Annotated in this window: 25 protein-coding genes; 7 read left to right on the top strand and 18 right to left on the bottom strand. The window is 65.5% G+C overall.

Annotated elements, in window-relative coordinates; translation table 11 throughout:
* Positions 1-53 precede the first annotated feature (53 nt).
* The 5 genes from KUV49_RS10035 to hutI form a co-directional block, all read right to left on the bottom strand.
* Complete coding sequence (locus tag KUV49_RS10035; RefSeq protein ID WP_222449827.1) at positions 54-1,139, bottom strand: TRAP transporter substrate-binding protein; 1,086 nt, start codon at positions 1,137-1,139, stop codon at positions 54-56.
* 233 nt (positions 1,140-1,372) lie between these two features.
* Positions 1,373-3,046 (bottom strand): urocanate hydratase, encoded by a 1,674-nt coding sequence (hutU, locus tag KUV49_RS10030; protein ID WP_222449826.1) that lies wholly within the window; start codon positions 3,044-3,046, stop codon positions 1,373-1,375.
* Positions 3,043-3,831 (bottom strand): N-formylglutamate deformylase, encoded by a 789-nt coding sequence (hutG, locus tag KUV49_RS10025; protein WP_222449825.1) that lies wholly within the window; start codon positions 3,829-3,831, stop codon positions 3,043-3,045. Before hutG ends, hutU begins: the two co-directional genes overlap by 4 nt.
* Positions 3,828-5,348, bottom strand: coding sequence for a histidine ammonia-lyase (hutH, locus tag KUV49_RS10020; RefSeq protein WP_222449824.1), 1,521 nt, complete (start codon positions 5,346-5,348; stop codon positions 3,828-3,830). Before hutH ends, hutG begins: the two co-directional genes overlap by 4 nt.
* Positions 5,345-6,547: an imidazolonepropionase gene (gene hutI, locus KUV49_RS10015; protein WP_222449823.1), complete on the bottom strand. Its 1,203-nt coding sequence runs from the start codon at positions 6,545-6,547 to the stop codon at positions 5,345-5,347. The genes hutH and hutI overlap by 4 nt, the downstream gene beginning before the upstream one ends.
* 71 nt (positions 6,548-6,618) lie before the next feature.
* On the opposite strand from hutI, the gene KUV49_RS10010 reads away from it, so the two are divergent.
* Positions 6,619-7,983, top strand: coding sequence for a formimidoylglutamate deiminase (locus tag KUV49_RS10010; protein WP_222449822.1), 1,365 nt, complete (start codon positions 6,619-6,621; stop codon positions 7,981-7,983).
* Positions 7,980-8,681, top strand: coding sequence for a GntR family transcriptional regulator (locus KUV49_RS10005; RefSeq protein ID WP_222449821.1), 702 nt, complete (start codon positions 7,980-7,982; stop codon positions 8,679-8,681). Before KUV49_RS10010 ends, KUV49_RS10005 begins: the two co-directional genes overlap by 4 nt.
* Positions 8,682-8,684: 3 nt before the next feature.
* On the opposite strand, the gene KUV49_RS10000 is transcribed toward KUV49_RS10005, so the two are convergent.
* Positions 8,685-9,779 (bottom strand): zinc ABC transporter substrate-binding protein, encoded by a 1,095-nt coding sequence (locus KUV49_RS10000; RefSeq protein ID WP_222449820.1) that lies wholly within the window; start codon positions 9,777-9,779, stop codon positions 8,685-8,687.
* Positions 9,780-9,834: 55 nt separating this feature from the next.
* On the opposite strand from KUV49_RS10000, the gene KUV49_RS09995 reads away from it, so the two are divergent.
* From KUV49_RS09995 to KUV49_RS09985, 3 genes are read left to right on the top strand one after another with little or no spacing between them, the layout of a single operon-like run.
* Positions 9,835-10,353 (top strand): transcriptional repressor, encoded by a 519-nt coding sequence (locus KUV49_RS09995; RefSeq protein WP_152492014.1) that lies wholly within the window; start codon positions 9,835-9,837, stop codon positions 10,351-10,353.
* Positions 10,350-11,126 (top strand): zinc ABC transporter ATP-binding protein ZnuC, encoded by a 777-nt coding sequence (znuC, locus tag KUV49_RS09990; RefSeq protein ID WP_222449819.1) that lies wholly within the window; start codon positions 10,350-10,352, stop codon positions 11,124-11,126. The genes KUV49_RS09995 and znuC overlap by 4 nt, the downstream gene beginning before the upstream one ends.
* Positions 11,126-11,914: an iron chelate uptake ABC transporter family permease subunit gene (locus KUV49_RS09985; protein WP_222449818.1), complete on the top strand. Its 789-nt coding sequence runs from the start codon at positions 11,126-11,128 to the stop codon at positions 11,912-11,914. Before znuC ends, KUV49_RS09985 begins: the two co-directional genes overlap by 1 nt.
* 20 nt (positions 11,915-11,934) lie before the next feature.
* Here the strand turns inward: KUV49_RS09985 and KUV49_RS09980 are convergent, their stop codons facing one another.
* The 10 genes from KUV49_RS09980 to KUV49_RS09935 form a co-directional block, all read right to left on the bottom strand.
* A complete protein-coding gene (locus tag KUV49_RS09980) occupies positions 11,935-12,876 on the bottom strand; it encodes a zinc-binding alcohol dehydrogenase (RefSeq protein WP_315899497.1) in 942 nt (313 codons plus the stop codon).
* Positions 12,877-12,905: 29 nt separating this feature from the next.
* Positions 12,906-14,024 carry a GTP cyclohydrolase II gene (ribA, locus tag KUV49_RS09975; RefSeq protein WP_222449816.1) on the bottom strand — a complete coding sequence of 373 codons (1,119 nt, stop codon included), beginning with the start codon at positions 14,022-14,024 and terminating at the stop codon, positions 12,906-12,908.
* Positions 14,025-14,076: 52 nt separating this feature from the next.
* Positions 14,077-14,907, bottom strand: a complete 831-nt coding sequence (locus KUV49_RS09970) for a RibD family protein (RefSeq protein ID WP_261391148.1) — start codon at positions 14,905-14,907, stop codon at positions 14,077-14,079.
* Positions 14,904-15,590, bottom strand: a complete 687-nt coding sequence (locus KUV49_RS09965; RefSeq protein WP_222545606.1) for a class I SAM-dependent methyltransferase — start codon at positions 15,588-15,590, stop codon at positions 14,904-14,906. The genes KUV49_RS09970 and KUV49_RS09965 overlap by 4 nt, the downstream gene beginning before the upstream one ends.
* A gap of 112 nt (positions 15,591-15,702) precedes the next feature.
* Complete coding sequence (locus KUV49_RS09960; RefSeq protein WP_152492007.1) at positions 15,703-16,098, bottom strand: 6-pyruvoyl trahydropterin synthase family protein; 396 nt, start codon at positions 16,096-16,098, stop codon at positions 15,703-15,705.
* 63 nt (positions 16,099-16,161) lie between these two features.
* Positions 16,162-17,214 (bottom strand): glycosyltransferase family 4 protein, encoded by a 1,053-nt coding sequence (locus KUV49_RS09955; protein WP_222449814.1) that lies wholly within the window; start codon positions 17,212-17,214, stop codon positions 16,162-16,164.
* Positions 17,211-18,110: a lysylphosphatidylglycerol synthase transmembrane domain-containing protein gene (locus KUV49_RS09950; protein WP_222449813.1), complete on the bottom strand. Its 900-nt coding sequence runs from the start codon at positions 18,108-18,110 to the stop codon at positions 17,211-17,213. The genes KUV49_RS09955 and KUV49_RS09950 overlap by 4 nt, the downstream gene beginning before the upstream one ends.
* On the bottom strand, positions 18,107-19,720 hold the full coding sequence (locus KUV49_RS09945; protein WP_222449812.1) for a sulfatase-like hydrolase/transferase: 1,614 nt from the start codon (positions 19,718-19,720) through the stop codon (positions 18,107-18,109). The genes KUV49_RS09950 and KUV49_RS09945 overlap by 4 nt, the downstream gene beginning before the upstream one ends.
* On the bottom strand, positions 19,717-20,388 hold the full coding sequence (locus tag KUV49_RS09940; RefSeq protein ID WP_261391145.1) for a CDP-alcohol phosphatidyltransferase family protein: 672 nt from the start codon (positions 20,386-20,388) through the stop codon (positions 19,717-19,719). Before KUV49_RS09940 ends, KUV49_RS09945 begins: the two co-directional genes overlap by 4 nt.
* Before the next feature lie 134 nt (positions 20,389-20,522).
* Positions 20,523-21,242, bottom strand: a complete 720-nt coding sequence (locus KUV49_RS09935) for an endonuclease/exonuclease/phosphatase family protein (RefSeq protein ID WP_261391143.1) — start codon at positions 21,240-21,242, stop codon at positions 20,523-20,525.
* A gap of 110 nt (positions 21,243-21,352) precedes the next feature.
* On the opposite strand from KUV49_RS09935, the gene KUV49_RS09930 reads away from it, so the two are divergent.
* On the top strand, positions 21,353-21,934 hold the full coding sequence (locus KUV49_RS09930; protein ID WP_222449810.1) for a YceI family protein: 582 nt from the start codon (positions 21,353-21,355) through the stop codon (positions 21,932-21,934).
* Between the two features lie 118 nt (positions 21,935-22,052).
* Entirely contained in the window at positions 22,053-22,895 is an 843-nt protein-coding gene (locus tag KUV49_RS09925; protein ID WP_222449809.1) for a 3-keto-5-aminohexanoate cleavage protein, read from the top strand.
* A gap of 46 nt (positions 22,896-22,941) precedes the next feature.
* Here the strand turns inward: KUV49_RS09925 and KUV49_RS09920 are convergent, their stop codons facing one another.
* Positions 22,942-23,808: a sulfotransferase domain-containing protein gene (locus tag KUV49_RS09920; RefSeq protein WP_222449808.1), complete on the bottom strand. Its 867-nt coding sequence runs from the start codon at positions 23,806-23,808 to the stop codon at positions 22,942-22,944.
* On the bottom strand, positions 23,801-24,634 hold the full coding sequence (locus KUV49_RS09915; RefSeq protein WP_222449807.1) for a sulfotransferase domain-containing protein: 834 nt from the start codon (positions 24,632-24,634) through the stop codon (positions 23,801-23,803). The genes KUV49_RS09920 and KUV49_RS09915 overlap by 8 nt, the downstream gene beginning before the upstream one ends.
* Between the last annotated feature and the right edge of the window lie 87 nt (positions 24,635-24,721).

Raw genomic sequence — 24,721 nt, 5'->3', positions numbered from 1 at the left:
TCCCTGCCCCTTTGGTCGTGGCGCGCGAGGCTGTCCCCCGCGCGCCCGCGTCATCAGTAGCCCATCACCGCGGCACGGGCATTCATCTGACCGTTATCGGCATAGGTCATGTAGGCCCCGATGCTGTCGCGATAAGCGACAAAGCTCTCGGTGATCCGCTTGACCAACTCGTCGCTGTCCTGGCGCAGTTCGTCGATCACTTCCTTTGCGGCCTCGCCCATGGCGTCGATCACCTCCTGCGGGAACTTTCTTACCTGCACGCCGTCTTCCTCGACCAGCTTTTTCAGCGAGGCCGCGTGCTTGGTGGTGTATTCCGTCCAGACCGGGTTGTAGAGGCTTTCGCAGGCCACCGACACGGCCTCTTTCAGGTCGTCGGGCAGCGCGCCGAACACCTCGGCATTGACGCCGCATTCCTCGGCCGAGGACGGCTCGCCCACGCCGGGCCAATAATAGTTCTTGGCCACCTGCTGATAGCCCAGCGCGCTGTCGGTCCACGGCCCGATGAACTCGCCCGCGTCCAGCGCCCCGGTCTGCAAGGCCTGGAACATGTCCGGCCCGCCCATGGCCTCGGCCGCCATGCCCAGCTTGGCGCACATCTCGGACGCAAGGCCCGTGGTGCGGAACTTCAGCCCCTTCAGGTCCTCGACCGAGTTGATCTCGTTGCGGAACCAGCCGCCCCATTGCGGGCCGGAATTGCCGCACAGGAACGGCTTGATGCCGAACTGGCCGTACATCTCGTCGTAAAGCGCCTGCCCACCGCCATGGTACAGCCAGCCCACCTGCTCGTCCGCGCGAAGGCCGAAAGGTTGCGAGCCGAACAGAAGGATGCCCTTGGATTTCGAGCCCCAATAGGCCGGAACCGCGTGGTAAAGCTCTGCCGTGCCTTCGCTGACCGCATCGAACACGCCGCGACCCGGCACCAGTTCGCCCGCGGCGAACAGCTTCACCTCGATGCGTCCGCCCGACAGGGTGGTGATCCGGTCGGCCAGCATCTGCGCGGCGACGCCCGGCCCGGGCAGGTTCTTGGGCCATGCGGTCACCATCTTCCATTGCTGCACGTCCTGCGCGATGGCCGGTGTGGCCAGCGGAGCGGCGGCGGTGCCGATCGCGGCACTCGTCAAAAATTTGCGTCTGTCCATGGGTCTCTCCTTGTTGGTTGGTGGTGTTTGGTCTTGTTTCATCGCGGCGTCACGCATGTTTTCCCAGCAGTCGCGCCGAAGCTGCGGTTTTTCAAGGCCGTACAGCGGTTTGCAGCAAGCGGCCCCGTCCCGCGGTCCGATCCCGGGCTCGTGTGATTAAATTCCGTGCCATGGCACGCGCGTTGCCGCACCTGGCAAACTGCACCCGTAGCTCTGTCGTCCCTGTCCATGACTCAGTTCCCCAGGATACCCGGCAGGCGCAGCCCGTGGTCCTTGGCGCAGTCGATCGCGGTCTCGTATCCCGCATCCGCGTGCCGCCACACGCCCGAGGCCGGATCGTTCCACAGCACCCGCTCCAGCCGCTTGGCGGCCGCGTCAGTGCCATCCGCCACGATCACGACACCCGCGTGCTGGCTGAACCCCATGCCGACGCCGCCGCCGTGATGCAGGCTGACCCAAGTCGCCCCGCTCGCCGTGTTCACCAGCGCGTTCAGCAACGGCCAGTCGCTCACCGCGTCCGAGCCGTCCTTCATCGCTTCCGTCTCGCGGTTGGGACTGGCGACCGAGCCGCTGTCGAGGTGGTCCCGCCCGATCACCACGGGCGCCTTCAGCTCTCCGCTCGCCACCATCTCGTTGAACTTCAAACCCGCCCGGTGCCGGTCGCCCAACCCGATCCAGCAGATCCGCGCCGGCAGCCCCTGGAACGAGATCCGCTCGCGCGCCATGTCCAGCCACGTATGCAGTTTCTCGTTCTCGGGAAACAGCTCCTTCATCGCCTGATCGGTCTTGTAGATATCCTCCGGATCGCCCGACAGAGCGCACCAGCGGAACGGCCCGATCCCCTTGCAGAACAAAGGCCGGATATAGGCCGGCACGAAGCCGGGAAAGGCAAAGGCATTCTCCAGCCCCTCTTCCTGCGCCACCTGCCGGATGTTGTTGCCGTAATCCAGCGTCGGCACGCCATCGTTCCAGAAATCCACCATCGCCTTCACATGCACCTTCATCGACGCGCGCGCCGCCTTCTCGACAGCCTTGGGGTCGCTCTCGCGCTTCTCGCGCCACTCGGCCATGCTCCAGCCCTGCGGCAGATAGCCGTTCACCGGGTCATGCGCGCTGGTCTGGTCGGTCACGATATCAGGCCGCACGCCCCGCTTGTGAATCTCGGGAAAGATATCCGCCGCATTCCCCAGAAGGGCCACAGACTTGGCCTCGCCCGCCTTGGTCCAGCGCTCGATCATCTCCAGCGCCTCGTCGAGGCTGTCCGTCTTCTCATCGACATACCGCGTGCGCAGGCGGAAATCTATGCTGTCCGGGTTGCACTCCACCGCCAGGCAGCAGGCTCCTGCCATCACTGCGGCCAAGGGCTGTGCCCCGCCCATGCCGCCCAGGCCGCCGGTCAGGATCCACTTGCCGGTCAGGTCGCCGTCGTAATGCTGACGCCCGGCTTCGGCAAAGGTCTCATAGGTGCCCTGAACGATGCCCTGAGACCCGATATAGATCCACGACCCGGCGGTCATCTGGCCGTACATCATCAGGCCCTTCTTATCGAGCGCGTTGAAATGGTCCCAGTTGGCCCAATGCGGCACGATATTGGAATTGGCGATCAATACGCGTGGCGCATCCGCATGGGTCTTCACGATGGCGACGGGCTTGCCCGACTGCACCACCAGCGTCTCGTCCGCTTCCAGATCCTTCAGCCCCGCGACGATCCGATCGAAATCGTCCCATGTCCGCGCCGCACGCCCGATGCCGCCATAGACCACCAGCTCATGCGGGTTCTCGGCCACGTCCGGATGCAGGTTGTTCATCAGCATCCGCATCGCCGCCTCGGTCTGCCAGCTTTTCGCGCTGATCTCGGTGCCGGTCGGCGGGTAGATGTCGCGCAGGTTATGGCGGGGATTGGTCATTCGGGCCTCCAACGGATCAGGTCGTCTAGAATGGTTTTCAGATGCGGGCGCAGGCGGTTCGCGCGGTCGGGCGCATAGTCCCAGGGCGGGCTCTCCTGCATGTAGGTGGACTGCGCCAGCTCCATCTGGATCGCGTGCAGGCCCTCGCCGGGCCGCCCGTAATGCCGCGTCGTCCAGCCGCCCTTGAAGCGCCCGTTGAGGATGCTGGAATAACCATCCGCCGCCTCGCAGGTGCCGACCACCAGCGCCTCGATCTGCGGCGCGCAGGTCCGGCCCGCATCGGTGCCCACGTTGAAATCCGGCAGAACACCCTCGAACAGGAACGGAATCTCCGACCGGATCGAGTGGCAGTCGTAGAGTACCGCAAACCCGTGAATATCCCGCACCCGCTCCAGCTCCTCTGCCAGCGCAGCGTGGTAGGGCGCGTGATAGGCTTCCCGCCGCCGCGCGATCTCGGCCGCGTCGGGCTCCGCCCCCTTTTTCAAGATCGGCAGACCGTCGAAATCGGTCACCGGGCACAGCGACGTGGTGTTCTGGCCGGGATACAGACTCGCTCCCTGCGGGTCGCGGTTCACGTCGATGACATAGCGGTGGATCGTCGTGCGCACTGTCGTCACGTTGCCAACCAGACCCGCGTAAAGCTCGTGGATATGCCAGTCGGTATCGGCCAGTCCCTGCCCGGTCTCGTTCAGACCCTCGGCCACGTCAGACGGAACATCCGTTCCCGTATGCGGCAGACCCAGCACCAGCGGGCTTTGCCCCCGCGTCACCTCAAGAAAACTCACAGCCCGACCTCCACACCCGTCTCGCGGGCCAGCGCGTCCTCGCGCACCAGCGCCGCGGCCTTTTCCATGTCCGGCGCCATCATCCGGTCTTCTTCCAGCCGCAGCACCTCCGCCCGGATCGTCCCAACCGCGTGCCGCAACGCGTCAGATGTCACCAGCGGCGCGCGCGCCTCGATCCCTTGGGCCGCGCAAAGCGCCTCGACGCCCAGGATCATCGACAGGTTCGCGTTCATCCGGCGCAGCCGCCGCGCGCCATGGGCGGCCATGCTCACGTGATCTTCCTGGTTGGCCGAGGTCGGCGTGCTGTCGGTCGAACAGGGGTTCGCCAGGTGCTTGTTCTCGCTCATCAGCGCCGCCGTCGTCACCTCGGCAATCATGAAGCCCGAGTTCAGCCCCGGCGCGGGCGTCAGGAACGGTGGCAGGTCATGGCTCAGCGCCGGGTCCACCATCAGCGCCACTCGGCGTTGCGCGATGGCCCCGATTTCCGACAGCGCCAACGCGATCTGGTCGGCGGCAAAGGCCACCGGCTCGGCATGGAAATTCCCGCCCGAGACGATCCCCGCCTCGATCACCAGCGGATTGTCCGTGACGGCATTCGCCTCGATCTCCAGCGTTGTCGCGGCAAAGCGCAGAAGGTCCAGCGCCGCCCCCGCCACTTGCGGCTGACACCGGATGCAATACGGGTCCTGCACCCGGCTGTCCCCTTCCCGGTGGCTTTCGCGTATCTCGCTGCCCGCCATCAGCGCCGACATGGCCGTCGCCACGTCGATCTGCCCCTTATGGCCGCGCAAGCTGTGGATCTCGGGCTGCAATGGCTGGGTCGAGCCCATAATGGCGTCCGTCGACAGCGCCGATGTCACGATGGAGGCCCTCAGCGCACGCACGCCATCGAACAGCGCCGCCAGCGCGCAGGCGGTCGAGAACTGCGTGCCGTTGATCAGCGCCAGCCCTTCCTTGGGGCCCAGCACCACGGGCGTCAGCCCGACCTTTCCCAGCGCGTCGCCAGCGGGCATCCGAACGCCGTCCAGCAGCGCCTCGCCCTCGCCGATCATCGCGGCGGCCATATGCGCCAGCGGCGCAAGGTCACCCGACGCGCCCACCGACCCCTGCGACGGGATCACCGGCAGCACGTCTTTCGCCAACATCCCCTCGATCAGCGCGCAGATCTCCCATCGCACGCCCGAGGCACCCCGCCCCAGCGACAAAAGCTTCAGCGCCATCATCAGGCGCGCGGTCTCGGGCTCGAGCATTTCGCCCACGCCGCAGCAATGGCTGAGGATCAGGTTGCGCTGCAACGTTTCCACATCCTCGGGCGGAATGCGCACCGAGGCCAGTTTACCAAAGCCCGTGTTGACGCCGTATACCGGCACATCCCCGCGCGCTGCTTGCGCGACCTGCCCTGCCGCGGCCTCAATGGCAGGCCGTGCATCCGGTGTCAGCACCGCCGCCATACCGTCGCGCCACAGCCGCTCCAGCGTCTCCAGCCGGGTCTCTCCCGGCACCAGCGTCAGGGTCATGCCCGCCCTCCGAAGATCCGTTTGTGCAGCGGGTTCACCCCGATGCGATAACTCAGCTCCGCCGGTTCCTCGACATCCCAGATGGCCAGGTCCGCCCGCATCCCCGGCGCGATCTCGCCCCGGTCATACAGCCCCAGCGCCTGGGCTGCATGGTGCGTCGTGCCCGCCAGCGCCTCGGCCGGGGTCAGGCCAAAGAGCGTGCAGGCCATGTTCATCGCCAGCAGGACGGATCCCATCGGCGACGATCCGGGGTTCCAGTCCGTCGCCACCGCCATCGGCACACCGTGGGCGCGGAACGCCGCGACGGGCGGCTTTTGCGTTTCGTGCAGCGTATAGAACGCCCCCGGCAACAGCACCGCCACGCTGCCCGCTTCGGCCAGCGCCTTGGCGTCGGCCTGGCTCGCATATTCCACATGATCCGCCGACAGCGCGCCGCGCTCCGCCGCCAATTTCGCCCCGCCGATATTGCTCAGCTGCTCGGCATGCAGCTTGACCGGCAGGCCCAGCGCCGCGGCCTTGTCGAACACCCGCGCGATCTGCCCGGTGTCGAACGCGATCCCTTCGCAGAAGCCGTCCACCGCATCGACCAGCCCCTCGGCATGGGCCGCCTCCAGCGCGGGCAGGCAGACCTCGTCGATATAGCTGTCCGCATCCGCGCCCTTCGGCACCGCATGGGCGCCCAGAAAGGACGTGACGACCCGCACCGGACGTGCCTCACCCACCGCGCGCGCCACGCGCAACATCTTCAGTTCCGTTTCGATATCAAGGCCATAACCCGACTTGATCTCGATCGTCGTGACCCCTTCCGCGATCAACGCATCGGCGCGGCGCAACGCCTGCGCCAGCAGCAGGCTTTCATCCGCTTCCCGCGTCGCCGTCACGGTCGAGACAATCCCGCCCCCGGCGCGCGCCACTTCCTCATAGCTCGCCCCTTCGAGTCGCATTTCGAACTCGCGGGCGCGATTGCCGCCATGCACAATGTGGGTGTGACAATCGATCAGACCCGGCGTCAGAAGCCGCCCTCCGGCGTCGATCACCTGCGCGTCTTGCGGCACCTCGCCAAGCTCGGCCATCGGCCCGACCCAGTCGATCCGCTCGCCCTGCACCCGCAACGCCGCATCCCGCATCAGGCCGTACCCGTCTTCCGAGCCGTCCATGCGGGCAATGGTGGCATTGGTGATCGTCAGGTGATCGGTCATTCTTCCCTCCTTGCCACGCGGCTTACGGAACGGTAATATGTAGGTACATATTTTGTCAATGGAGATCGCCCGTGCAGGAAATCCAGTCTCGTCAGACCCTTACTCCGGACGGCTGGGTCAGCGACCTTTGCCTGACTATCGACCAGGGGCGCATCACGCGAATCTCCCGCACGCCGTCGCCCGGCGCGCACACCGTCGACCTGTTGCTGCCCGCGCCGGTCAACCTGCACAGCCATGCATTCCAGCGCGCCATGGCCGGGCTGACCGAAACCCGAGGCCCCGACCCCAACGACAGTTTCTGGACCTGGCGCAAGCTGATGTACCGCTTTCTCGACCGGCTGACGCCGGACCACGTGCAGGCCATTGCCGAACTGGTGTTCATGGAGATGCTCGAGGCAGGATATGGCGCGGTGGCCGAGTTTCACTACCTGCACCACGATATCGGCGGCAAACCCTATGCCGAATTGGCCGAGATGGCCGGGCGGATCACCACGGCCGCGACGAATACCGGCATCGGCCTCACCCTGCTGCCGGTGCACTACATGCAGGGCGGCTGCGACGGGCGCGCGCTGGAAGGCGGCCAGCGCCGGTTCGGCAGCGACCCGGAGCTGTTCGCCCGCCTGCACGGCGATAGCGCAAGGCTCATTGCCGAAGCCCCGGACGACTTTGCCATCGGCATCGCGCCCCATTCCCTCCGCGCCGTGCCACCTGACGCGCTGGCCGAAGCCCGCCAAATCTGCCCCCAAGGCCCCATCCATATGCACCTCGCCGAGCAGGTCGCGGAGGTTCAGGAGGTCGAGGCCCACCTCGGCGCCCGCCCTGTCGAGTGGCTTCTGGACAATGCCGATGTGACGGCGGACTGGTGCCTGATCCACTGCACGCAAATGACGGACGCCGAGACCCGTGCGCTGGCCGGCACGGGCGCTGTCGCCGGCCTCTGCCCGATCACGGAATCCAGCCTGGGCGACGGTATCTTCAACGGGATCACCTATCGCGACGCCGGTGGACGGTTCGGCGTCGGCTCGGATTCCAATATCCACATCGCGCTCTGGGAGGAGCTTGCCACGCTCGACTATTCCCAGCGCCTGCGCGACCGCAGCCGCGCGGCGATGGCAACGGCGGACCACTCCACGGGCCGGGTACTCTTTGACGCCGCGGCGCAGGCCGGAGCACAGGCCGCGGGCCGTGCTTCGGGGCAGATTGCCGAAGGTCGGCTTGCAGATCTCATCGCCGTGTCCACCGAAAACGAGTTCCTGTGCAATCGCTCCGGCGACACCGCGCTCGACAGTCTTATCTTCACGGGCCGTGGCCGCAGTTGCGTCACCGATGTCTGGAGCGCGGGGCGCCACATGGTCCAAAACGGTCGCCACGTCGCGCGTGACCGGATCACCAACGCATTTCTGGCTGTCACCGCGCAACTGGGACAGGCGATATGACCACGCCGCCACGCCTGTCGTGGAGAGATGTCCGCGACCGGATCCACGACCAGATCCTGACCGGGCAATACGGCCCCGGCGACCGCCTGCCGCGGGATGCCGACATTGCCGAAGACCTGAATTGCGCGCGCTCCACCGTACAGCGCGCCATGCAGGATCTTTCCGACAGCGGTCTGGTGGAGCGTCGGCGCAAGGGCGGAACACGGGTGCGGCCCGACCCGGTCACCCGCGCCACGCTCGACATCCCGATCACCCGCCGCGAGGTGGAACAGCGCGGCGGGCGCTATGGCTATCACCTGATCCGCCGCAGTGAAGCCGATGCGCCACGCGCGGTGCTCTCGGCATTCGAACTCGACACGCCGCGCCCCATGGTGCGCGTCGAGGCCCTGCACCTGTCCGACAGCCGGCCCTACATCCTCGAGGACCGCTGGATCTGCCCCCGGACGTCGCCCGAAATTCGCGATCTCGATTTCACCGAGCAGAGCGCGAACGAGTGGCTTGTCCACAACAAGCCCTACACAAGGCTCGATCTGCGCTTCTATGCCATCTCGGCCGGCGAAGAGATCGCCGGCCTTCTCGAGACACCTGTCGGGGCCGCTCTCATGGTGATCGAACGCACGACCTGGATCGACGGCGCGCCCATCACCACGGTCAAGGCAATCACCCGGCCCGGCTATCAGATCCAGACCGGCAGTTGAGGCCTAAAGACACTCCGCCAGGGTCGTCGCAAGATTGCGCAGCAGCTGCGGATAAAGCGCACGTCCCGGCTCCAGGTCCGAGCCAAGCGGATCCAGCACATCCGTCCGCGCTTGCGCATCCTCCATCACCGCGTCGACGATTCCGGGGGCGAACTGGGGTTCCGACAGCACGCAGGTCACACCCTCATCACGCACCCGTGCTTGAATTTGGGCAATGCGCGCCGGGCTGGGGTCGGCCGCGTCCGAGACCGAGATCGCCCCTGCAGCAGGCATGTTCAAGGCATCCTCGAAATACTGGTAGGCATCGTGGAACACGATGAAATTGCCGCCGCGCACCGGGTCGAGGATCGCGTCGAGCTCGGATTTCAGCGCGGCAATTTCGTCGACACCGGCGGCGGCGTTTTCGCGATAGGCCTCGGCGTTCGCGGGGTCGGCTTCCGACAGCGTGGCAGCGATCGCGGTCAGCCACGTGGCGGCATTGTCGGGCGACAGCCAGGCATGCGGGTCCAGCCCGCCATGGCCGTGATCGTGCGCGGCGTGGCCCTCCGCGCTTTCGCCGTGCTCGGCGCCTGTCTCGTGGTCGTGCTCATGCTCGTGGTCGTGCGCATGCTCATGCTCATGCTCGTGCTCCGACTCCGCGTGAGCATGAGTCTCCTCGTCACCTTCGTGATCGGCATGGTCGTCGTCATGCGCATGGTCATCGTGCCCACCCGATCCGTGAGCATGGTCATGCGCTTCGAACAAGGCACTTTCACGGACCGGCAGGGTTACCGTGCCATCGACCTGCAACAACTCGACCACATCGGCCTGCCCCGCCAGCGTGTCCAGCGCATCCTCCAGCCAGGGCGTAAGGTCAGGCCCGAGCCAGAAAACCACCTCCGCCTCCTGCAACGCCCCCGCGTCGGAGGGTCGCAAGCTGTATTCGTGCGGGCTGGCCCCCGGCGCCACGATCAGCGCCGGCTGGCCCACGCCGTCCATGACGCGGGCAACCAGCGAATGGATCGGCGCGATATCCACGGCGACCTGCGGCGTTTCGGCACCGGCAGTGCCTGCAACGAACGCCATCGTGGCGGATAGGGAAAGAAGGGTTCTGGACATCACGGCCTCTTGTAATTACATAACACCGCATGTCGCATATACAAAACGTTATAATATGACAAGTACCGACAAATCAGGCCCCGCTGGCCCTAGCGAACCGCTCGGCTTCGAGACGCACGATCACGCCAATTGCATCTCTGCCGCGATCTCCGAGGCCGAGGCGCATTGCGCCCGTGAAGGGCTGCGCTTTACGCCCGTGCGCCGCAAGGCACTGGAAATCCTGCTGCAGGAGCACCGTGCGCTTGGCGCCTATGACATGCTCGACCGCCTGCGTGAGGCCGGATTCGGCTCCCAGCCCCCGGTGGCCTATCGCGCGCTCGAATTCCTCGTGGCCAACGGATTCGCGCACAAGATCGAACGGCTGAACGCGTTCGTGGCCTGCTCTCACCCCGGCGCCAACCACTCGCCCGCCTTCATGATCTGCCGCCAGTGCGACTCGGTGGCAGAGGCGCAGGCGACACCCGCAAGCGGCGAACTGGGCGAGACGGCCCGCGCGGCCGGTTTCCGGATCGAAAGAACCGTGGTCGAGGCCGAGGGCCTTTGCCCCGCCTGTTCCGACAAGGCCGACACATGAGCCTCGTCTCCGTCGAGAATATCAGCGTCGGCTACGGCGCCGTCCGGGTGTTGCGCGATGTCTCGCTTTCCGTCGAACCGGGCGAGATCATCACGATCGTGGGGCCGAACGGATCGGGCAAGACGACGCTTTTGCGCGCGCTCATCGGCGCCGTTGCGCCCGTGTCCGGCAAGATCGTGCGCAGCGCCGGCCTGCGTATCGGCTATGTGCCGCAGAAACTCCACATCGACCCAACGCTGCCGCTGACCGTGAAACGGTTTTTGCGGCTGCCCTCCGGCGCATCCCGGGCCGCGATCGAGCAGGCACTGGACCGATCCGGGGTGCCGGATCTTTCGGACCGGCAGATGGCCGGCCTGTCCGGCGGCCAGATGCAGCGCGTCCTGCTGGCACGGGCGCTGATCGGACGTCCGAACCTTCTGCTGCTCGATGAAGCGACCCAAGGGCTCGATCAGCCCGGCTCTGCCGCGTTCTACCGCCAGATCGAGGACGTGCGCCGCGAGACCGGCTGTGCCATCGTGATGATCAGTCACGAACTTCACGTCGTCATGAGCGCCTCGGACCGCGTTATCTGCCTCAACGGGCACGTTTGCTGCCAGGGCACGCCCGAAACCGTCTCGGCCGCCCCCGAATACCAGGCGCTGTTCGGGTCGGGCACTGGCGGCGCGCTGGCGCTTTACCGGCACGATCATGACCACGCCCATGACGAGACCTGCGCGCACGACCACGTGCACGACCATCCGTCGAACAGCACCGAGACCGAGGCCGCCGAATAATGCTCGATGATTTCATGACCCGCGCCGCACTGGCCGGTATCGGTGTCGCCTGCGCGGCAGCCCCGCTCGGCAGTTTCGTCGTGTGGCGGCGGATGGCCTATTTCGGTGACGCCACCGCGCACGCGGCAATCCTGGGCGTGGCGCTGTCGCTGGCGCTGCAGATCTCGGTCTTCGCGGGCGCCGTGGCCGTTTCGCTTGCCATGGCATTGACCGTCACCGGGCTGTCGGGACGGGGCTATGCCATGGACACGCTTCTTGGTGTCCTGGCGCATTCTGCTCTGGCTTTCGGGCTGGTGGCGGTATCGTTTCTGTCCGGGATACGTATCGACCTGATGGCCTATCTGTTCGGCGACATCCTCGCGGTGTCCCGTGGCGACCTGATCGTGATCTGGGGCGGCGCCGCGCTGGTGGTGGCGTTGATCGGCTGGCGCTGGTCCGCCCTTCTGGCCTCGACGCTCAGCGACGAGCTGGCCTATGCCAGCGGCATCGACCCCCGGCGCGAACGGCTCATCCTCACGCTGGCGCTGGCCATCACCGTCGCCGTGGCGATCAAGGTCGTCGGCGCGCTTCTGATTGCGGCAATGCTGATCATTCCCGCGGCCGCCGCACGGCCCCTGTCGCGCAGCCCCGAAGAGATGGCGATTGCCGCTGCCGCCATCGGCGCGGTCTCGGCGGTCGCGGGCCTGCAATCTGCGTATCTGCTCGACACCCCGACGGGTCCTTCCATCGTCTGCGTCGCCGCTGTTCTCTTCGTTGTGACCAGCGCCCTGCGCAGTATACGCGGCTGAACGCGCAAGAGGCCGACCCTCTAAAGTGCGGGGGCGTAGCGGACGCGGTGGCACAACGTGGACGGGTCCTCGAGGATCGCACCGTAATCCTGGGCAAGCTGATCGAAAGGTGATTCGCCGGACACCAGGACATCCAGCGCCGGGTCCGCAAGAAGATCCAACGCCTTTTCCAGCCGCCTGCGATAACTCCACCTGACGCGCCTGTCCGCGGGCACCTGCCCGACCTGGCTGCTGACGATCTGTAGACGGCGCTGATGGAACGCACCACCAAGGGGCACCTCGGGCGTCTTGGTGCCGAACCAGCTTGCCTCGACAACCCGTGCCTCCATGCCCGCCAGCGCAATGGCCGTTGCCAGACCTTCCGCCGTCGCCGACGCGTGGATGACCACGTCCCTGTCGCCCGCCGCCTCTGCCGGCTGCGAGAAACTGCATCCCATCGCGTCGGCCAGTGCCGCCTTGCGCGGATCGACATCGACCATCGTCACCTCGGTTCCCGGGATCCACGCACAAACATAGCCGGTCAACAGACCCACCACGCCGGCACCGATCAAACTGACCCTGTCGCCCGGCGCCACACCGGCGTCCCACGTGATGTTCAGCGCGGTTTCCATGTTGGCGGCAAGCACCGCGCGCGCCGCCGGCACCGTGTCCGGCACCGGGCACGCGGCCTCGGACGGCACGGCGAACTGCGTCTGGTGCGGATGCAGCACAAAAACGGTCTCGCCGGCCCGTTCGCCCCCTTGCACGGTGCCCACCGCGGCATACCCGTATTTCACCGGAAAGCTGAACGCACCCTGCTGAAACGGGGCTCGCATGGTTTCGTGCTCGCTGGCCGGTACACCCCCGCTCCAGACCAGCCGCTCGGTGCCGCGGCTGATCCCGCTGAAGCGCGTCTCGATTACCACATCCTCCGGTCCCGCACGGACATCGACCGCCCGCAGCTCAACCGTCTGCCTGTCCACGACCCACAATGCCCGAGCTTCGTCAGTACTCAAAGTGCGTGCCCGGATTTCAGCGCCTTCACAGACAGATAGCCGCTGTTGTGAATGTTCTTTCCGACGCGCAGCGGCAGTTGCTCCACGACCTCGATCCCCTGAGCCCGGAAGGTCCGCACCTTCGCCGGATTGTTGGTCAGCAGACGCACCTTCCCGACGCCAAGCTGCCGCAGGATGACAGCCGCCACGCGGAAATCGCGCTCGTCGTCCTCGAACCCCAGCGTATGATTGGCATCCACGGTATCGAGGCCCTGCGCCTGCAGATCATAGACCCGCATCTTGTTGGCCAGCCCGATGCCGCGCCCTTCCTGATTGAGGTAGAGCAGCAGGCCGGCGCCCTCCTCGCCCATCCGCAGCATCGCGGCGCGCAGCTGCGGCCCGCAATCGCATTTCAGACTGCCCAGCACATCGCCTGTAAAGCAGGCCGAGTGCAGTCGGGCCAGCACCGGCCCCGCCGGATCCGGCGTTCCGATTTCGAACGCGTAATGCTCGGTGCGTCCGTCCGGGTCGCGAAAAACGTGCAACCGGCCTGCGTCATGCGCTTCGACCGGCAGGCCGGCCGCCGCCACGTGCGACAGCACCGGCGCCTTTGCGAAATGGCCGAGCGTCTCTGCCACGTTCACGTGCGTCATGGCCAGTTCCACTGGCAAATCGGCGGTCCGCGCCACGTCGAACACCAACGCCGCCGGCAGCAGCTCTGCCGACTTCACCAGGCTCAGCGCCACGCCATGCAGGCGCGACTCCTCCGATCGCACGCGATGCAGCGGTGCCACAGGCCCCGCCGCCGCATCTTGGCCGGCGTCCGCCAGGCGCATGAACCAGCCGATATCGGCCTGTTTCGGCGGGTGGATACGCACCGGGCCATCGGTCACGTCGGCGCTTTGCACAGGTGCCATGGCGGCGCGCGCCCGGTTCCCGGTCAGGACAAGCTCGGGCACGCCGAACATCCCGCGCAGCGCATCCAGACGCTCCTGGGTCAGCGGCTCGATCGCCACCACGACCGCCCGCGACCCCGCGTCGGCCACAAGGCATGGCAGACCAAGGCGCAGATCGGCGCTCACCCGGCTCAGGCGTTCCGCGATACTGGGTCGAAGACTTTCAGGTACTGGCGACATGGAACACACTTTCAGATTATCAGGGGCGGATAGGGACATTCGGAACACAATTTCAGTGCCGCAAAGCCGGGCGGTCGTTCAGGCGATGCGGCCACAGCATTTCGGCAGGCGGCTCGGGCGCCAGCGCACAGTCGAAAAGAACGTCGGAGCCAAGGCTGTAGACCTCGGTCTTGGGACGCAACGCCTCGGCCAGGCAGGGCACCGGCGAGGTCTTGAGGCCCGCGGGCCCCGCCCCGATCAGCAGTGGTGCCACGGCCACGTGCAGCCGCGTCAGCAGACCGGCCTCGAGGAACTGCGCAATCGTGATCCCCCCGCCCTCGACCAGAACATGGTAAAGGCCCAGACCGCGCAGGGCTGCCAGGATTTGCGCCGGCGAGATCCAGGCGCCGCGCGGCAGACGGATCACCTCGACGTCGGCGGGACGCGGCGTGTCCACCGCCTGGATGACGATACGCCGCGCGCTCGTGTCCCTGAGCAAGCCGGCGTCATTGGGCAGCCGTCCGTTCGGGTCGATCACCACGCGGGCCGGATTGCGCCCCTTGGCCAGCCTGACAGTCAGGCGCGGATTGTCGTGCAGCGCGGTCTTCACGCCGATCACCACCGCATCCACCAGCGCCCGAAGGCGATGCAGATGCGCCAGCCCGTCCTTGCCGGATATATCCTGCGCATCGCCCGACTCGGTCGCGACGCGCCCGTCCAGCGACTGGCCGATCTGTGCGATGACGCTTTGGCCGCTCAATGTCCGCGTCAGCCCCCCGTAAAGCGTCAATGCGGCGCGCTCGCCGGAACTCCAGTCACCGCAGCACAAGCACGCTTCGTCGTTCCGCGCGGCGAGGATACGGGCCCAGACCCTTGGTGTGACATCCAGTGCGTCCATGCTCATCTCCGGGGTTCCCGCAATGTCTGCGCCGGCGTTCCCTCCGGGATCGCCAACAGGTCGCGGTGCCCTACCACGAGGGCTGTGTGATTGACTGTTCTGCGTCTTGCTTCGGCCCAGCTTTGGGCCTGCGTTTCCCCGGCCTCGGCGGCCGCGACCGCGACACCGGCCAAGAACTCGGCCTGCAAGGCCGCGTCGTCCGGGCCAAGATGCCACGCGCTGTCCGCTAGCCTGACTTCAAAACCGTTTGCCTCAAAGGCCTGCGCCGTCTGCACGGCGGCGTCCGGCCCCATCGCGACCCGTCCCGCCTTGGCGCCGCGCTGATGCCGGTTGAACGCTTGCACGATGTCGGAATCCGCCGGCAAACCCGGGTCCCACTCCATTCTGCCATCGAAGCTGAGTGCCGCGTAAAACGGGATGGATGCCGCCGCCAACCGTTTCGCCAACGCGGCCACCCAAGCGGCGCTCATCAGGTCCAGAAGCGCGGACGTGGTGACAAGGCCGGCATCCTCGAGCGGAAGCGCCTGCACATCCTCCACGCTGCACATCGCGCAGTCGGCCGCCGGATGCCGCGCCTTCGCCACCTGCAAGTGGCCTTCATCGGTGTCCAGAAAACGCCAACTCATCGTCTCGAACCCTGCGGCGGCAAACGCGCGTGCCGTCGATCCCGTCCCGCTGCCAAGATCCACGACCCGCGTTCCGGGTGCCATCAATGACGCGGCCTCGCGCAGCAATTCGGGGGCCCGCGCCGCGTGGTCCGCCGGTTCGCGCAGACTCAACCAGTCGAGCTGGAATTGCGTGTCAGATATCCGATTCATACCACCCACGCGCCACGTGACTTTCATGAAGCTGGACCCGGATGCGCCTGACACGTCCGTCATCGCCCAGGCCCTTCGATTTGACCGTATCCCGAAGCTGCGTCCATATGTGGTGGCACAGGAACTCGGTCGTGGTGATCTTGCCTTCGAATTCCGGCTTGTCGTCAAGGTTGCCGTATTTCAGCGGCTCCAGCGCCGCGTTCAGGGCTTCGGTCGCAAGGCCGATGTCGACCACCAGGCCATTCGGGTCCAGGTCCTCTGTATAGAACGCTGCGTCGACGACGAAGGTCGCACCGTGCAGGCCCTGGGCCGGGCCGAAGACGGGGGATGGCAAGGAATGTGCGATCATGATGTGATCGCGGACTTCAACTGCAAACATGGAACTTCCGTTTTTCGGGGTGATGCGGAACCAGCGCCGCGCATTTTCGAAAGAGTAACAGGCTCATGACCCAATCCGTTCCAGAACGTCCGCGAAAACACGTGCCGTGTGTGTCCAGCCGGGCAGCGACGCCGCCCGGTCTCGCGCGGCGCGGGCATAACTGCGGGCGGTTTCCGGCGATGTCAGCAAGGTTCTGATTGCCTCTGCCAGCGCCAGGGGCTCGTCCGGCTCCACCAGCAGTGCTGCCTCGCCTACCGTTTCGGGGACCGCACCCACACGGGTCGAGACGACCGGCAAACCGTTCTGCATCGCCTCGCTCAACACCATGCCGTATCCTTCGTAGCGGGTCGCAAGGGCAAAGACGCTTGCGCGGCCATAGGCGCGTCGCAAAGCGTCTTCGCTCACCTCTCCGGCGAATCGCACGCGATCCGAAAGCCCCAGCGCCGCCGCTTCGGCGCGCAGCTTCTCGGCGGTCTCGGCCTCATGCGCCTTGCCGACGATTTCTGCCTGCCAGTCAAGGTCGGTCAGCTGGGCGAGCGCTTTGAGAAGAACATCATGCCCCTTCCTCGGCGTCAGAAGCCCCACGGAAAGGATCAACGGTGGCATCGCCTTGGCCGGCTCCGGCCGGGTGTCCTCGTCCAGTTGCTCGAACCCCGGCGGCGCCACGGTCAAGCGGTCCCGCTCGACCCCAAGCTCCCGCTCCACGGTGTCCGCGATGTGCTGGCTCGGCACGATCACATGCGCCACGTGGCGCAAGACCTCGGCCTCGTTCTCCAGAAGTCGTCGGGCGCGGTCTGCGGGCAGACCGCTTTCCAGTCCCAGCGGGTGATGCACCATCCCGACGATCGGGGCGGCGACACGGCAAAGTCCCGCCGGATCCAACGCGCCCAGCGCCAGCCCGTCCACGATGGTCGGACAAGAGCGCGGGATCGCGGCCAGGGCATCGAACGTCTTCTGCATGTCCATGGAAGATGGGTCAGGAAAGCTGTCCGGCAACTGCACATGCGCGGTATCATGCCCCAAGGCGTTCAAGCGACTCAGCACGGTCGCGTCATAGATGTACCCTCCGGTGCGCTGGTCCTTGTCTCCGGGAATGGCGAAAACGGCGCGGGTCATTGCGATGCGGCCTCCCCTGCCGCGGATGCGCTCGGGCTCGGCGCCCAAAGAAGCACCAGCGCCGGCAAGGTCGCGATCAGCATCATCGCGCCATAGCAGATGCCCATTGCCACACCTGCATCGGACGTGAGACCGACCAGCGGGAACAGCGCCGCCGCCGCCCCTTCGCGCCACCCCCAGCCGGCAATCGAAAGCGGCACAAGCATCGCGCAGAAGACCAGCGGCAGAACCGTCAACAGGCCGGTCGCCGGTATGACCGACCCGGTGGCCCGCGCGCAGGCATAGAGTGCGAAAACCAGCAGCCCCGCGCCGAAAAATGCATGCAGAACGATCCTGCGGTGCCCGAGCAGCCGCCGGATCAGCCCCGGGAACGACCTGGTTGCGGGAAACTGCCGTGCCACCCACAAGGCCATGCCGCACAAAAGCGGCATGATCAGCAAAAGGGTCCAGACACCGCCCGGCCATACGGTGCCGCCCGGCACGATAACCGCACCGACCAGACCAAGGCTCAGCAGGGTGAACATCGCCACCTGCCCCATCAGTCGCTCGGCGGCAACCGACTGTCCGGCACGCGCCCAATCGGCCTGACGGCGTACCCGCACGGCGCGGCCCACATCTCCCAGAACGCCGCCGGGCAGGACCGAATTGATCAACTGCGCCAGGTAATACTCTCGCAACGCGACGCCAAATCCGATCCGGATATCCAGCGCGCGCGCGGTCAATTGCCAGCGGCGGGCCATGGAAACGGTCGCCAGCGTCAAGGCCCCGAGACTTGCCGCCAGCCATGTCCACTCCGCCTTGGCCAGGCGTCCGGCCACCTCTTCCGTGTCCGTCCACCACAGCATCACCGCCATCAGTCCCGCCGACGCCAGCAGTTTCAATGCCCAGGCCCTCATTCGCTGACACCTGCAATCTGTTCCATCGACGTGAACGCCCGGATGAAATCGTCGCGAAAGCTGTCCATCCGGCGCACCGGCGCGGCGGCGGACGGGATCAGGCCGTCGCTCCAGCCCCACGCCGCGATGTACCCCAGGACCTCCGGCGGCGCGATCATGTGCACCGGCACGTCCTTGTTGTCGCTGCCCGCCACGAACCCCGCCGCTTGATGGTCGCCGGCGACAATGACCAGCGGTGCGGCCTCCCCCAGACGCGCCACGTGGGAAAAGACAGCCTGCAGCGCGTAATCCACCGATCTTCGATACGCATCGCGCACCGCGTCGCGATCCTTCCACAGCTCTCGCGGGGACGGACCCTGCCCCGCCATTTCGCTGAACTCGGACCCGTCGCCGATGGCCTCCCAGGGCAGCATCCGCGGCACCGGCGTCCACGGCGCATGAGACGAGATCAACGCGATCTGCACGAAATCGGGGCGCGGGTCTTCGGCCAGAAGGTCGCCGTAGGCGGCCAGCGTGAACTGGTCGGGCATCGTGACCCAGTTGAACGGCGCGCCCTTATAGGGGATGTCCTCGGCCTCGAAGACGAGGTCGAACCCCATGGCCGCGCTTTCCGGCCAGGCCATCGTGATCGCGGGCATGACCGCGGCGGTGCGATATCCCGCCGCCTGCGCGAAGTGAAACAGCCATTTCTGCCCGCTGGCGATCATCGCGCTGTACCGCGCGTTGTCCGACGTCCACAATCCGCTGTTCAGCGCGCCATGGGCAAGCCAGCTCTGACCGCCCGCCGTGGGCGAGGTAAGCCAGCCGCTCTTCATCGCCAGACCTGCCTCACGCAGGTCTGCTTCAGCGGCGCGCAGCGTCACGGTATGCGTGCCTGCGTACTCCGGATTGTCGAAACTCGCGCGCCCATAGCTCTCGATCCAGATCAACAGCACGTCCCGCCCCTGCAGCCGATCGAAAACGCCCGCTATGTCGCGCATCGGATCGTCCTGCGCCGTCTGTTTGAACCGCGCCAGTTCCGCCACGGTTTCCCGCGCATCGCCGATCCGCGCAACCGCAACCCGGGTCGTCCGGGCCGACCCCGGAGGACTTTGTGCGAACGACCAGTATCCCAGGTGGTGCCCGGTATCGGCGACCGCCCAACCGCTCGTCGCCAGGACCCCAACCAATGCCAGCGCTCGCGCCGGCGCCGGAAGCACCAGCCGTTGCCACGCCTTCAGACCCCCACGCAACAGCGTGAACAGGATCGCCGTCGCCATGAATGCGCCCAGTACAAGCAGCACGGTGCGCATCGGCCCTATGCTGTCCCTCAGCAGGCTCAACCCGGCCTCCACCAGAAAGAGGTCCGACACCGGGTTAAAGCCGCGGTTGTAGGCCACAAAACTCGCCATATCCGCCAGTTTCAGCGCCGTCACCGCGACCAGCTCCAAGGCTGCCGCCGTGGCCAGGCCGCGCACCTGACCCGCGCCCAGCATGGCGAACAGCAGAACCGACAACTCGATCGGCCAATAGGCCATACCCGACAAGGACATCTGCCCGGGATGGTTGGGCAACGCCAGAACGCACAGCATCAGCCCCGCGGACGAGATCAGGATCAGCGCCCGCCTCATTTGCGGTGCCGCACCAACCAGATCGTGTCCACCGCGAATGACAGCGCCAGCAGGGCCGCTGCCGCCACCGCGATCGGTGTCACCAGGCCTGCCGGCAGCAGGGGAAACACCAACGCAATCAGGGCCGCGATCTGCACCACGCAGATCGTCTTGCGGCGCATCGAGTCCGGCAAGTCCGCGCGCAGCGCGGGCCAGAACAGACCTGCCAGCACGAAGCCATAGCGCATGAAGCCCAGGACCAGGATCTCGGCTCCGGTTTTGTCTGAAATCAGCAACCAGAGCGCAAGCAAGGCCCCCAGCGCCGCGTCCGTTTCCATGTCGAAACGGGCTCCGAAGGCAGACTTCAACCGCGAGCGGCGCGCCAACCAGCCATCGACACCGTCAAGCGCGAGGATCACCAGTGCCAGCCAGAACACCACCCAGGCCGACACCGCAGTCACCTCGAACAACGCGCCGAACAGCACGGAAAGAAGCGCGGCCCGGCCCAGCGTCACGGTGTTGCACAGGCCGAAAACCGTATGAGGATATCCGCCGCGCAAGCCCACCGAGACCAGTCCGACGCAAATCCCGAAGGCAATGATGGACCAGACCGGGGTCGACAGCACCGTGCCGGAGAGCACCAGCAGCCCCAGCCCCATCAGCGCCGCTGTCGCAACAAACTCCGCCATCGGCGGACGAACCCTTATCGCGGGACCATTCTGTTGTGGGGTTACGTCGACCATGCTTTATCCTTGCCACTGGTGGGTTTACATAGAACGTGCGACACCCGCGGCCAGATCACATTTTGGTCACCACCGACCGATCATTTCGCTGTATTCAGGTGCACGATACCCCGGATCGGCAAATGATCCGAGGCAAGCCGCAGTTGCGGCGTACGCACCGTTTCGACCTCCCTCACAACGCCGGCCCGGTCCGTCAGGATCCGGTCGAGCGGCAACACCGGGCATCCCGACGGAAAGCTGCGCCGAGCGGGTCCGCGAAACCGGCGCCCGAGCAGCCGGGAATTGAACATCAGCCCGCCCCAGGGGCGCCATTCGTTGAAATCGCCCAGCAGTATGGTCTGCATCTCGGGGCGGCGATACAGGTATTGCCCAAGGATCCGCATCTGCACGACCCGCAGGGGCTGAAACAACGACAGATGCATCGACATCACTCGAAATGCCGTTCCGTCGGCCTCGGCCTCGACAACGACCGCACCGCGATGACAATGCCCGGGCAGGTCGACGACGTCCCTGTACAAGACGTCGAAGCGTGGATGCAGGAACACGATCGTTCCCAGGAACCCGTCGCTGCGCGGCCCCCAGCGCAATGCCGCGCTGTCGTGCAGGTACTCCAGCCCGGTATCCGCCGCGATTCCCGCCACATCGAGGATTCGGCCATGCGGACGGCATTCTTCGTCCGCCTCCTGCAACGCCAGCATGTCTGGCCTCCACGGCGCCAGCTCCGTCCGTATTGCCGCGCGCACACGCGCCGGGTCGACCCGTCCATCCGTGCCTTTCGCACGGTGCACGTTCCAACTCATACAGCGCAGACTGGTACCGGGCCTATCCGTTTTCACCGTTGCAGGGGCCACGTGCCGCTCTACCTTTCCATTGACCGTCATCCCCCTGATTCCAACAGATAGGAGACAACATGCGAATTCAAATGCTGGCTGCAGCCCTTGCCGCCCTGCCCGCCGCCGCCCAGGCCGAGATGGCCCGGTACGAACTCGACCCCAGTCACACCTCGGTCTATTTCACCATTGACCATGTCGGCTATGCCAAGACTCTCGGCATCTTCCCCGGGATCGAAGGCAGTTTTCAATACGACAGCGAAACGCAGGAACTGGGCGAGGTCACCGTGAACATCGACGCCACAAGCGTCGACACCTTTCACGATGGCCGCAACGAACATGTGCGCAAGGCGGATTTCCTCGACGTGTCCAATCATCCTGAAATCACCTTTACTGCGAATGGCGGCACGCAGACGTCCGACACCGAAGGCACGGTCGAGGGTGAGCTGACCATCCTCGGCCAGACACAGCCGGTCACGTTGAATGTTACGTTGAACAAGGCGGAGGCATATCCCTTTGGTCACGAACGCTTCGTGCTCGGGCTGTCGATGGATGCCAGCATCCAGCGCAGCGATTTCGGCATGACCTACGGCGTCGAGAACGGATTGGTGGGAGACACGGTCGACATCAACATCGAAACCGAAGCGATGCGCATGGACTAAACGGCGCACCAGCCTCCCGGCTCGGCACATGCTGTTGATCGCGCCTTGGCCATTCGTCCTCGGTGTGGCAGTTACGCGCACAGGAATCATGTTCATTTCGAAAAAGAAACAGTGATCAATGTCTGACGTCTCTGGCAAACCCTGCATCCTGTGCTGCGCGATCACCGGCTCCGTGCCCCGCACATCCGACAATCCGGCGGTGCCGATCACCGTCAGCCAACAGGTCGAAAGCAGCCACGCGGCGGTCGAAGCCGGCGCCACGATCATCCACGCCCATGTGCGCAACGACGACGAGTCGCCTTCCTCCGACCCCGAAAAGTTCGCGGCTCTCAAGGAGGGGCTGGAAAAGCACTGCCCCGGCGTCGTGATCCAGTTCTCGACCGGCGGGCGCTCGGGCGCGGGCAAGGCACGGGGCGGGATGCTGTCCTTGCGGCCCGACATGGCCTCGCTCTCGGTCGGCTCCAACAATTTTCCCAGCCGCGTCTACGAAAACCCGCCCGATCTCGTGGACTGGCTCGCGGCCGAGATGACGACCTACGGCATCACCCCCGAGGTCGAGGCCTTCGACCTCTCCCATATCCTGCAGGCCATTGCCAAGCACGACGCGGGTGTCCTGCCCGGCCAGCTCTATGTCCAGTTCGTCATGGGCGTGAAGAACGCCATGCCCGCCGACAGGGCCGTGTTCGACTTCTACGTGAAAACCATGCAGGAGCGTGCGCCGAACGCCAATTGGTGTGCCGCGGGCATCGGCGCAAATCAGGTGGTGGTCAACGAATGGGCCATTGCGGCGGGCGGCCACACGCGCGCCGGCCTGGAAGACAACGTGCGCCTTGACCGCGACACGCTCGCGCCGTCAAATGCGGTGCTGATCAAACGCGCGGCAGAGCTTTGCGCGAAATACGACCGGCCCGTGGCGACCTGTGCCCAGACACGCGAAATCCTCGGACTGCGTCCGGCGTAAAATTCCTGTAATTCCGAATGTTGCGGCAATTCCTTAAAGCGTTGCCTCAGGCGGATCTGGCGAATTCGGCGGTCTCATCCAGCATCTCGGGATACCACCGTTCCAGCACGGGCGCGAATTCTTCGCGGATCCGCCCCACCTGCGCCGGCGTCAGGTCGTCTTTCCATCCACCTGCCGTGCCCTTGGCGAAAAAGCTTTTCATTCCCGCGGGCCGCTCGGTGAAACCGTGCTTTTCTTCCTGCTTCTTCATCGCCTCGAAACTGGTGGCCTTGATCGCGCGGGCCAGCTTCGGCCGGTCCGGCTTGATGCTCAGAAAGTCCAGCAACCGCTCCATCGTCTTGGCCGGCCGGTCCAGCATGTCCTCATACCGGATCAGGTGCCGCGGCATTCCAGGCACCGTGGCCCACCGGGTGACATGGTCGTCCCACCGCCCGAGAGCATCCAGAATACCCGTTTCGGTACCCATCACGTTTTCCGGGTCGCACATCTTGTCGATCGCGGCATCCATAGGGGCAGATGTATGTCGCGCAAAGGAAGGCGCCACATCGAAGGGATTGCGCATGATGTAAAGCGCCCCCGCCGTGACCTCTGGCGGAATCAGGTCCACTGGCCCCACCCGGACGGGCGTGCAATGCGTCTTGACGAAATGCTTGTCCGGCTTGGCCCCCGCGATCATGTGCAGCGCCTTGGTGCGCACCTTCAGCCAGTCTTCCACGCTCTTGCCCCGGAACGGCGCGCCATTGGCGGCGTCAAAGAAATCCTGCCGAATATCGGCGGTGGTGAACTGGCGCAAGTTATTGATATCTGGCGCCATTCCGGGCGGCATGAAGTAATGCGCCAAAAGGCTGCGCAGCCACGTGTTGCCCGACTTCGGGAACGAGGCCAGCCAGATGATCCGCCGCAGGTCAGACACTGTAATACCCGTATTTCTTCATCATCCGTTTATGCTCCCGCCGCACCTTCGTCACCAGCGCCGGCTCAAGGTCGTCCTTCCACTGCCCCGCCTGCCCCTTGGCGAAGAAACGTTCGGAATTGGGGGATTTCTCGGCGAACCCTCCGGCGTCTTCCTGCTTCTTCAGCTCATCGAAGCTGGCAAACCGGATCGCCCGGTCCAGCCGCTCGGGCACCACGGGGACACCCATGAACTCCAGCGTCCTGCCAAAATGGGTCCGGGGATCTTCCAGCAGGTCCTCGTATCGCAGCGCCAGAACCGGGAAGGCGCCGCCTTGCGTCCAGTCCTTCACATGATCGCTCCAGCTTCCAAGAAACTGCCAGGTCGTCGTCGTATCCGGTGCGTTGGCATTGTCGGTTCGCCCGATCGCGTCGGCCGTTTCGGCATGGCTCATTCCGTAATGCCGTGCGTAGGATAACAGCATGTCCAGCGGATTGCGCAGGATATAGATCGCCTGCCGCGTAAACCGTGGCGGGATCAGTTCTGTCCCGAAGGCCACGTTCCGGCAGTTGTGCGTTTTGACGAAATTCACGTCCGCGTTGTTGGCAACGATCCCCTGCAACACACGGTCGCGCAGCTGCAACGTCGTTTCCGGACTCTTGAAGTCGACGGGATGTCCCGCCGCCGCGATGTACCGGTCCGGCTTGGAGTCGCCGAATCCGAAACGCTGGATCTGGTTGATATGAAGCGGCTTCTGGGCGTCAGACAGGTAGTTCGCCAGAAAAATCCGCATCCACGTATTTCCGGATTTCGGATACGAGGCCAGCCAGACAATGCTTCGTTTCATGTCCATCCTTTGTGGCACATCAAAAAGGGAACGGTTGCCCGCTCCCTAAAAGAAAACGGCGGGAGAGTACACTCCCCCGCCGTTCAA

Origin of the sequence: Roseovarius atlanticus (assembly GCF_019802205.1) — a bacterium.
GTDB classification, from domain to species: domain Bacteria; phylum Pseudomonadota; class Alphaproteobacteria; order Rhodobacterales; family Rhodobacteraceae; genus Roseovarius; species Roseovarius atlanticus_A.
This window is presented reverse-complemented; position numbering and strand designations above follow the sequence as displayed.

Coding starts and splice junctions, on each gene's coding strand:
- KUV49_RS10035 (WP_222449827.1), bottom strand. CDS start 1,139: ATGGACAGACGCAAATTTTTGACGAGTGCCGCGATCGGCACCGCCGCC.
- hutU (WP_222449826.1), bottom strand. CDS start 3,046: ATGACCAATCCCCGCCATAACCTGCGCGACATCTACCCGCCGACCGGC.
- hutH (WP_222449824.1), bottom strand. CDS start 5,348: ATGACCCTGACGCTGGTGCCGGGAGAGACCCGGCTGGAGACGCTGGAG.
- hutI (WP_222449823.1), bottom strand. CDS start 6,547: ATGACCGATCACCTGACGATCACCAATGCCACCATTGCCCGCATGGAC.
- KUV49_RS10005 (WP_222449821.1), top strand. CDS start 7,980: ATGACCACGCCGCCACGCCTGTCGTGGAGAGATGTCCGCGACCGGATC.
- KUV49_RS10000 (WP_222449820.1), bottom strand. CDS start 9,779: ATGTCCAGAACCCTTCTTTCCCTATCCGCCACGATGGCGTTCGTTGCA.
- KUV49_RS09995 (WP_152492014.1), top strand. CDS start 9,835: ATGACAAGTACCGACAAATCAGGCCCCGCTGGCCCTAGCGAACCGCTC.
- znuC (WP_222449819.1), top strand. CDS start 10,350: ATGAGCCTCGTCTCCGTCGAGAATATCAGCGTCGGCTACGGCGCCGTC.
- KUV49_RS09985 (WP_222449818.1), top strand. CDS start 11,126: ATGCTCGATGATTTCATGACCCGCGCCGCACTGGCCGGTATCGGTGTC.
- ribA (WP_222449816.1), bottom strand. CDS start 14,024: ATGTCGCCAGTACCTGAAAGTCTTCGACCCAGTATCGCGGAACGCCTG.
- KUV49_RS09970 (WP_261391148.1), bottom strand. CDS start 14,907: ATGAGCATGGACGCACTGGATGTCACACCAAGGGTCTGGGCCCGTATC.
- KUV49_RS09960 (WP_152492007.1), bottom strand. CDS start 16,098: ATGTTTGCAGTTGAAGTCCGCGATCACATCATGATCGCACATTCCTTG.
- KUV49_RS09955 (WP_222449814.1), bottom strand. CDS start 17,214: ATGACCCGCGCCGTTTTCGCCATTCCCGGAGACAAGGACCAGCGCACC.
- KUV49_RS09950 (WP_222449813.1), bottom strand. CDS start 18,110: ATGAGGGCCTGGGCATTGAAACTGCTGGCGTCGGCGGGACTGATGGCG.
- KUV49_RS09945 (WP_222449812.1), bottom strand. CDS start 19,720: ATGAGGCGGGCGCTGATCCTGATCTCGTCCGCGGGGCTGATGCTGTGC.
- KUV49_RS09940 (WP_261391145.1), bottom strand. CDS start 20,388: ATGGCGGAGTTTGTTGCGACAGCGGCGCTGATGGGGCTGGGGCTGCTG.
- KUV49_RS09935 (WP_261391143.1), bottom strand. CDS start 21,242: ATGAGTTGGAACGTGCACCGTGCGAAAGGCACGGATGGACGGGTCGAC.
- KUV49_RS09930 (WP_222449810.1), top strand. CDS start 21,353: ATGCGAATTCAAATGCTGGCTGCAGCCCTTGCCGCCCTGCCCGCCGCC.
- KUV49_RS09925 (WP_222449809.1), top strand. CDS start 22,053: ATGTCTGACGTCTCTGGCAAACCCTGCATCCTGTGCTGCGCGATCACC.
- KUV49_RS09915 (WP_222449807.1), bottom strand. CDS start 24,634: ATGAAACGAAGCATTGTCTGGCTGGCCTCGTATCCGAAATCCGGAAAT.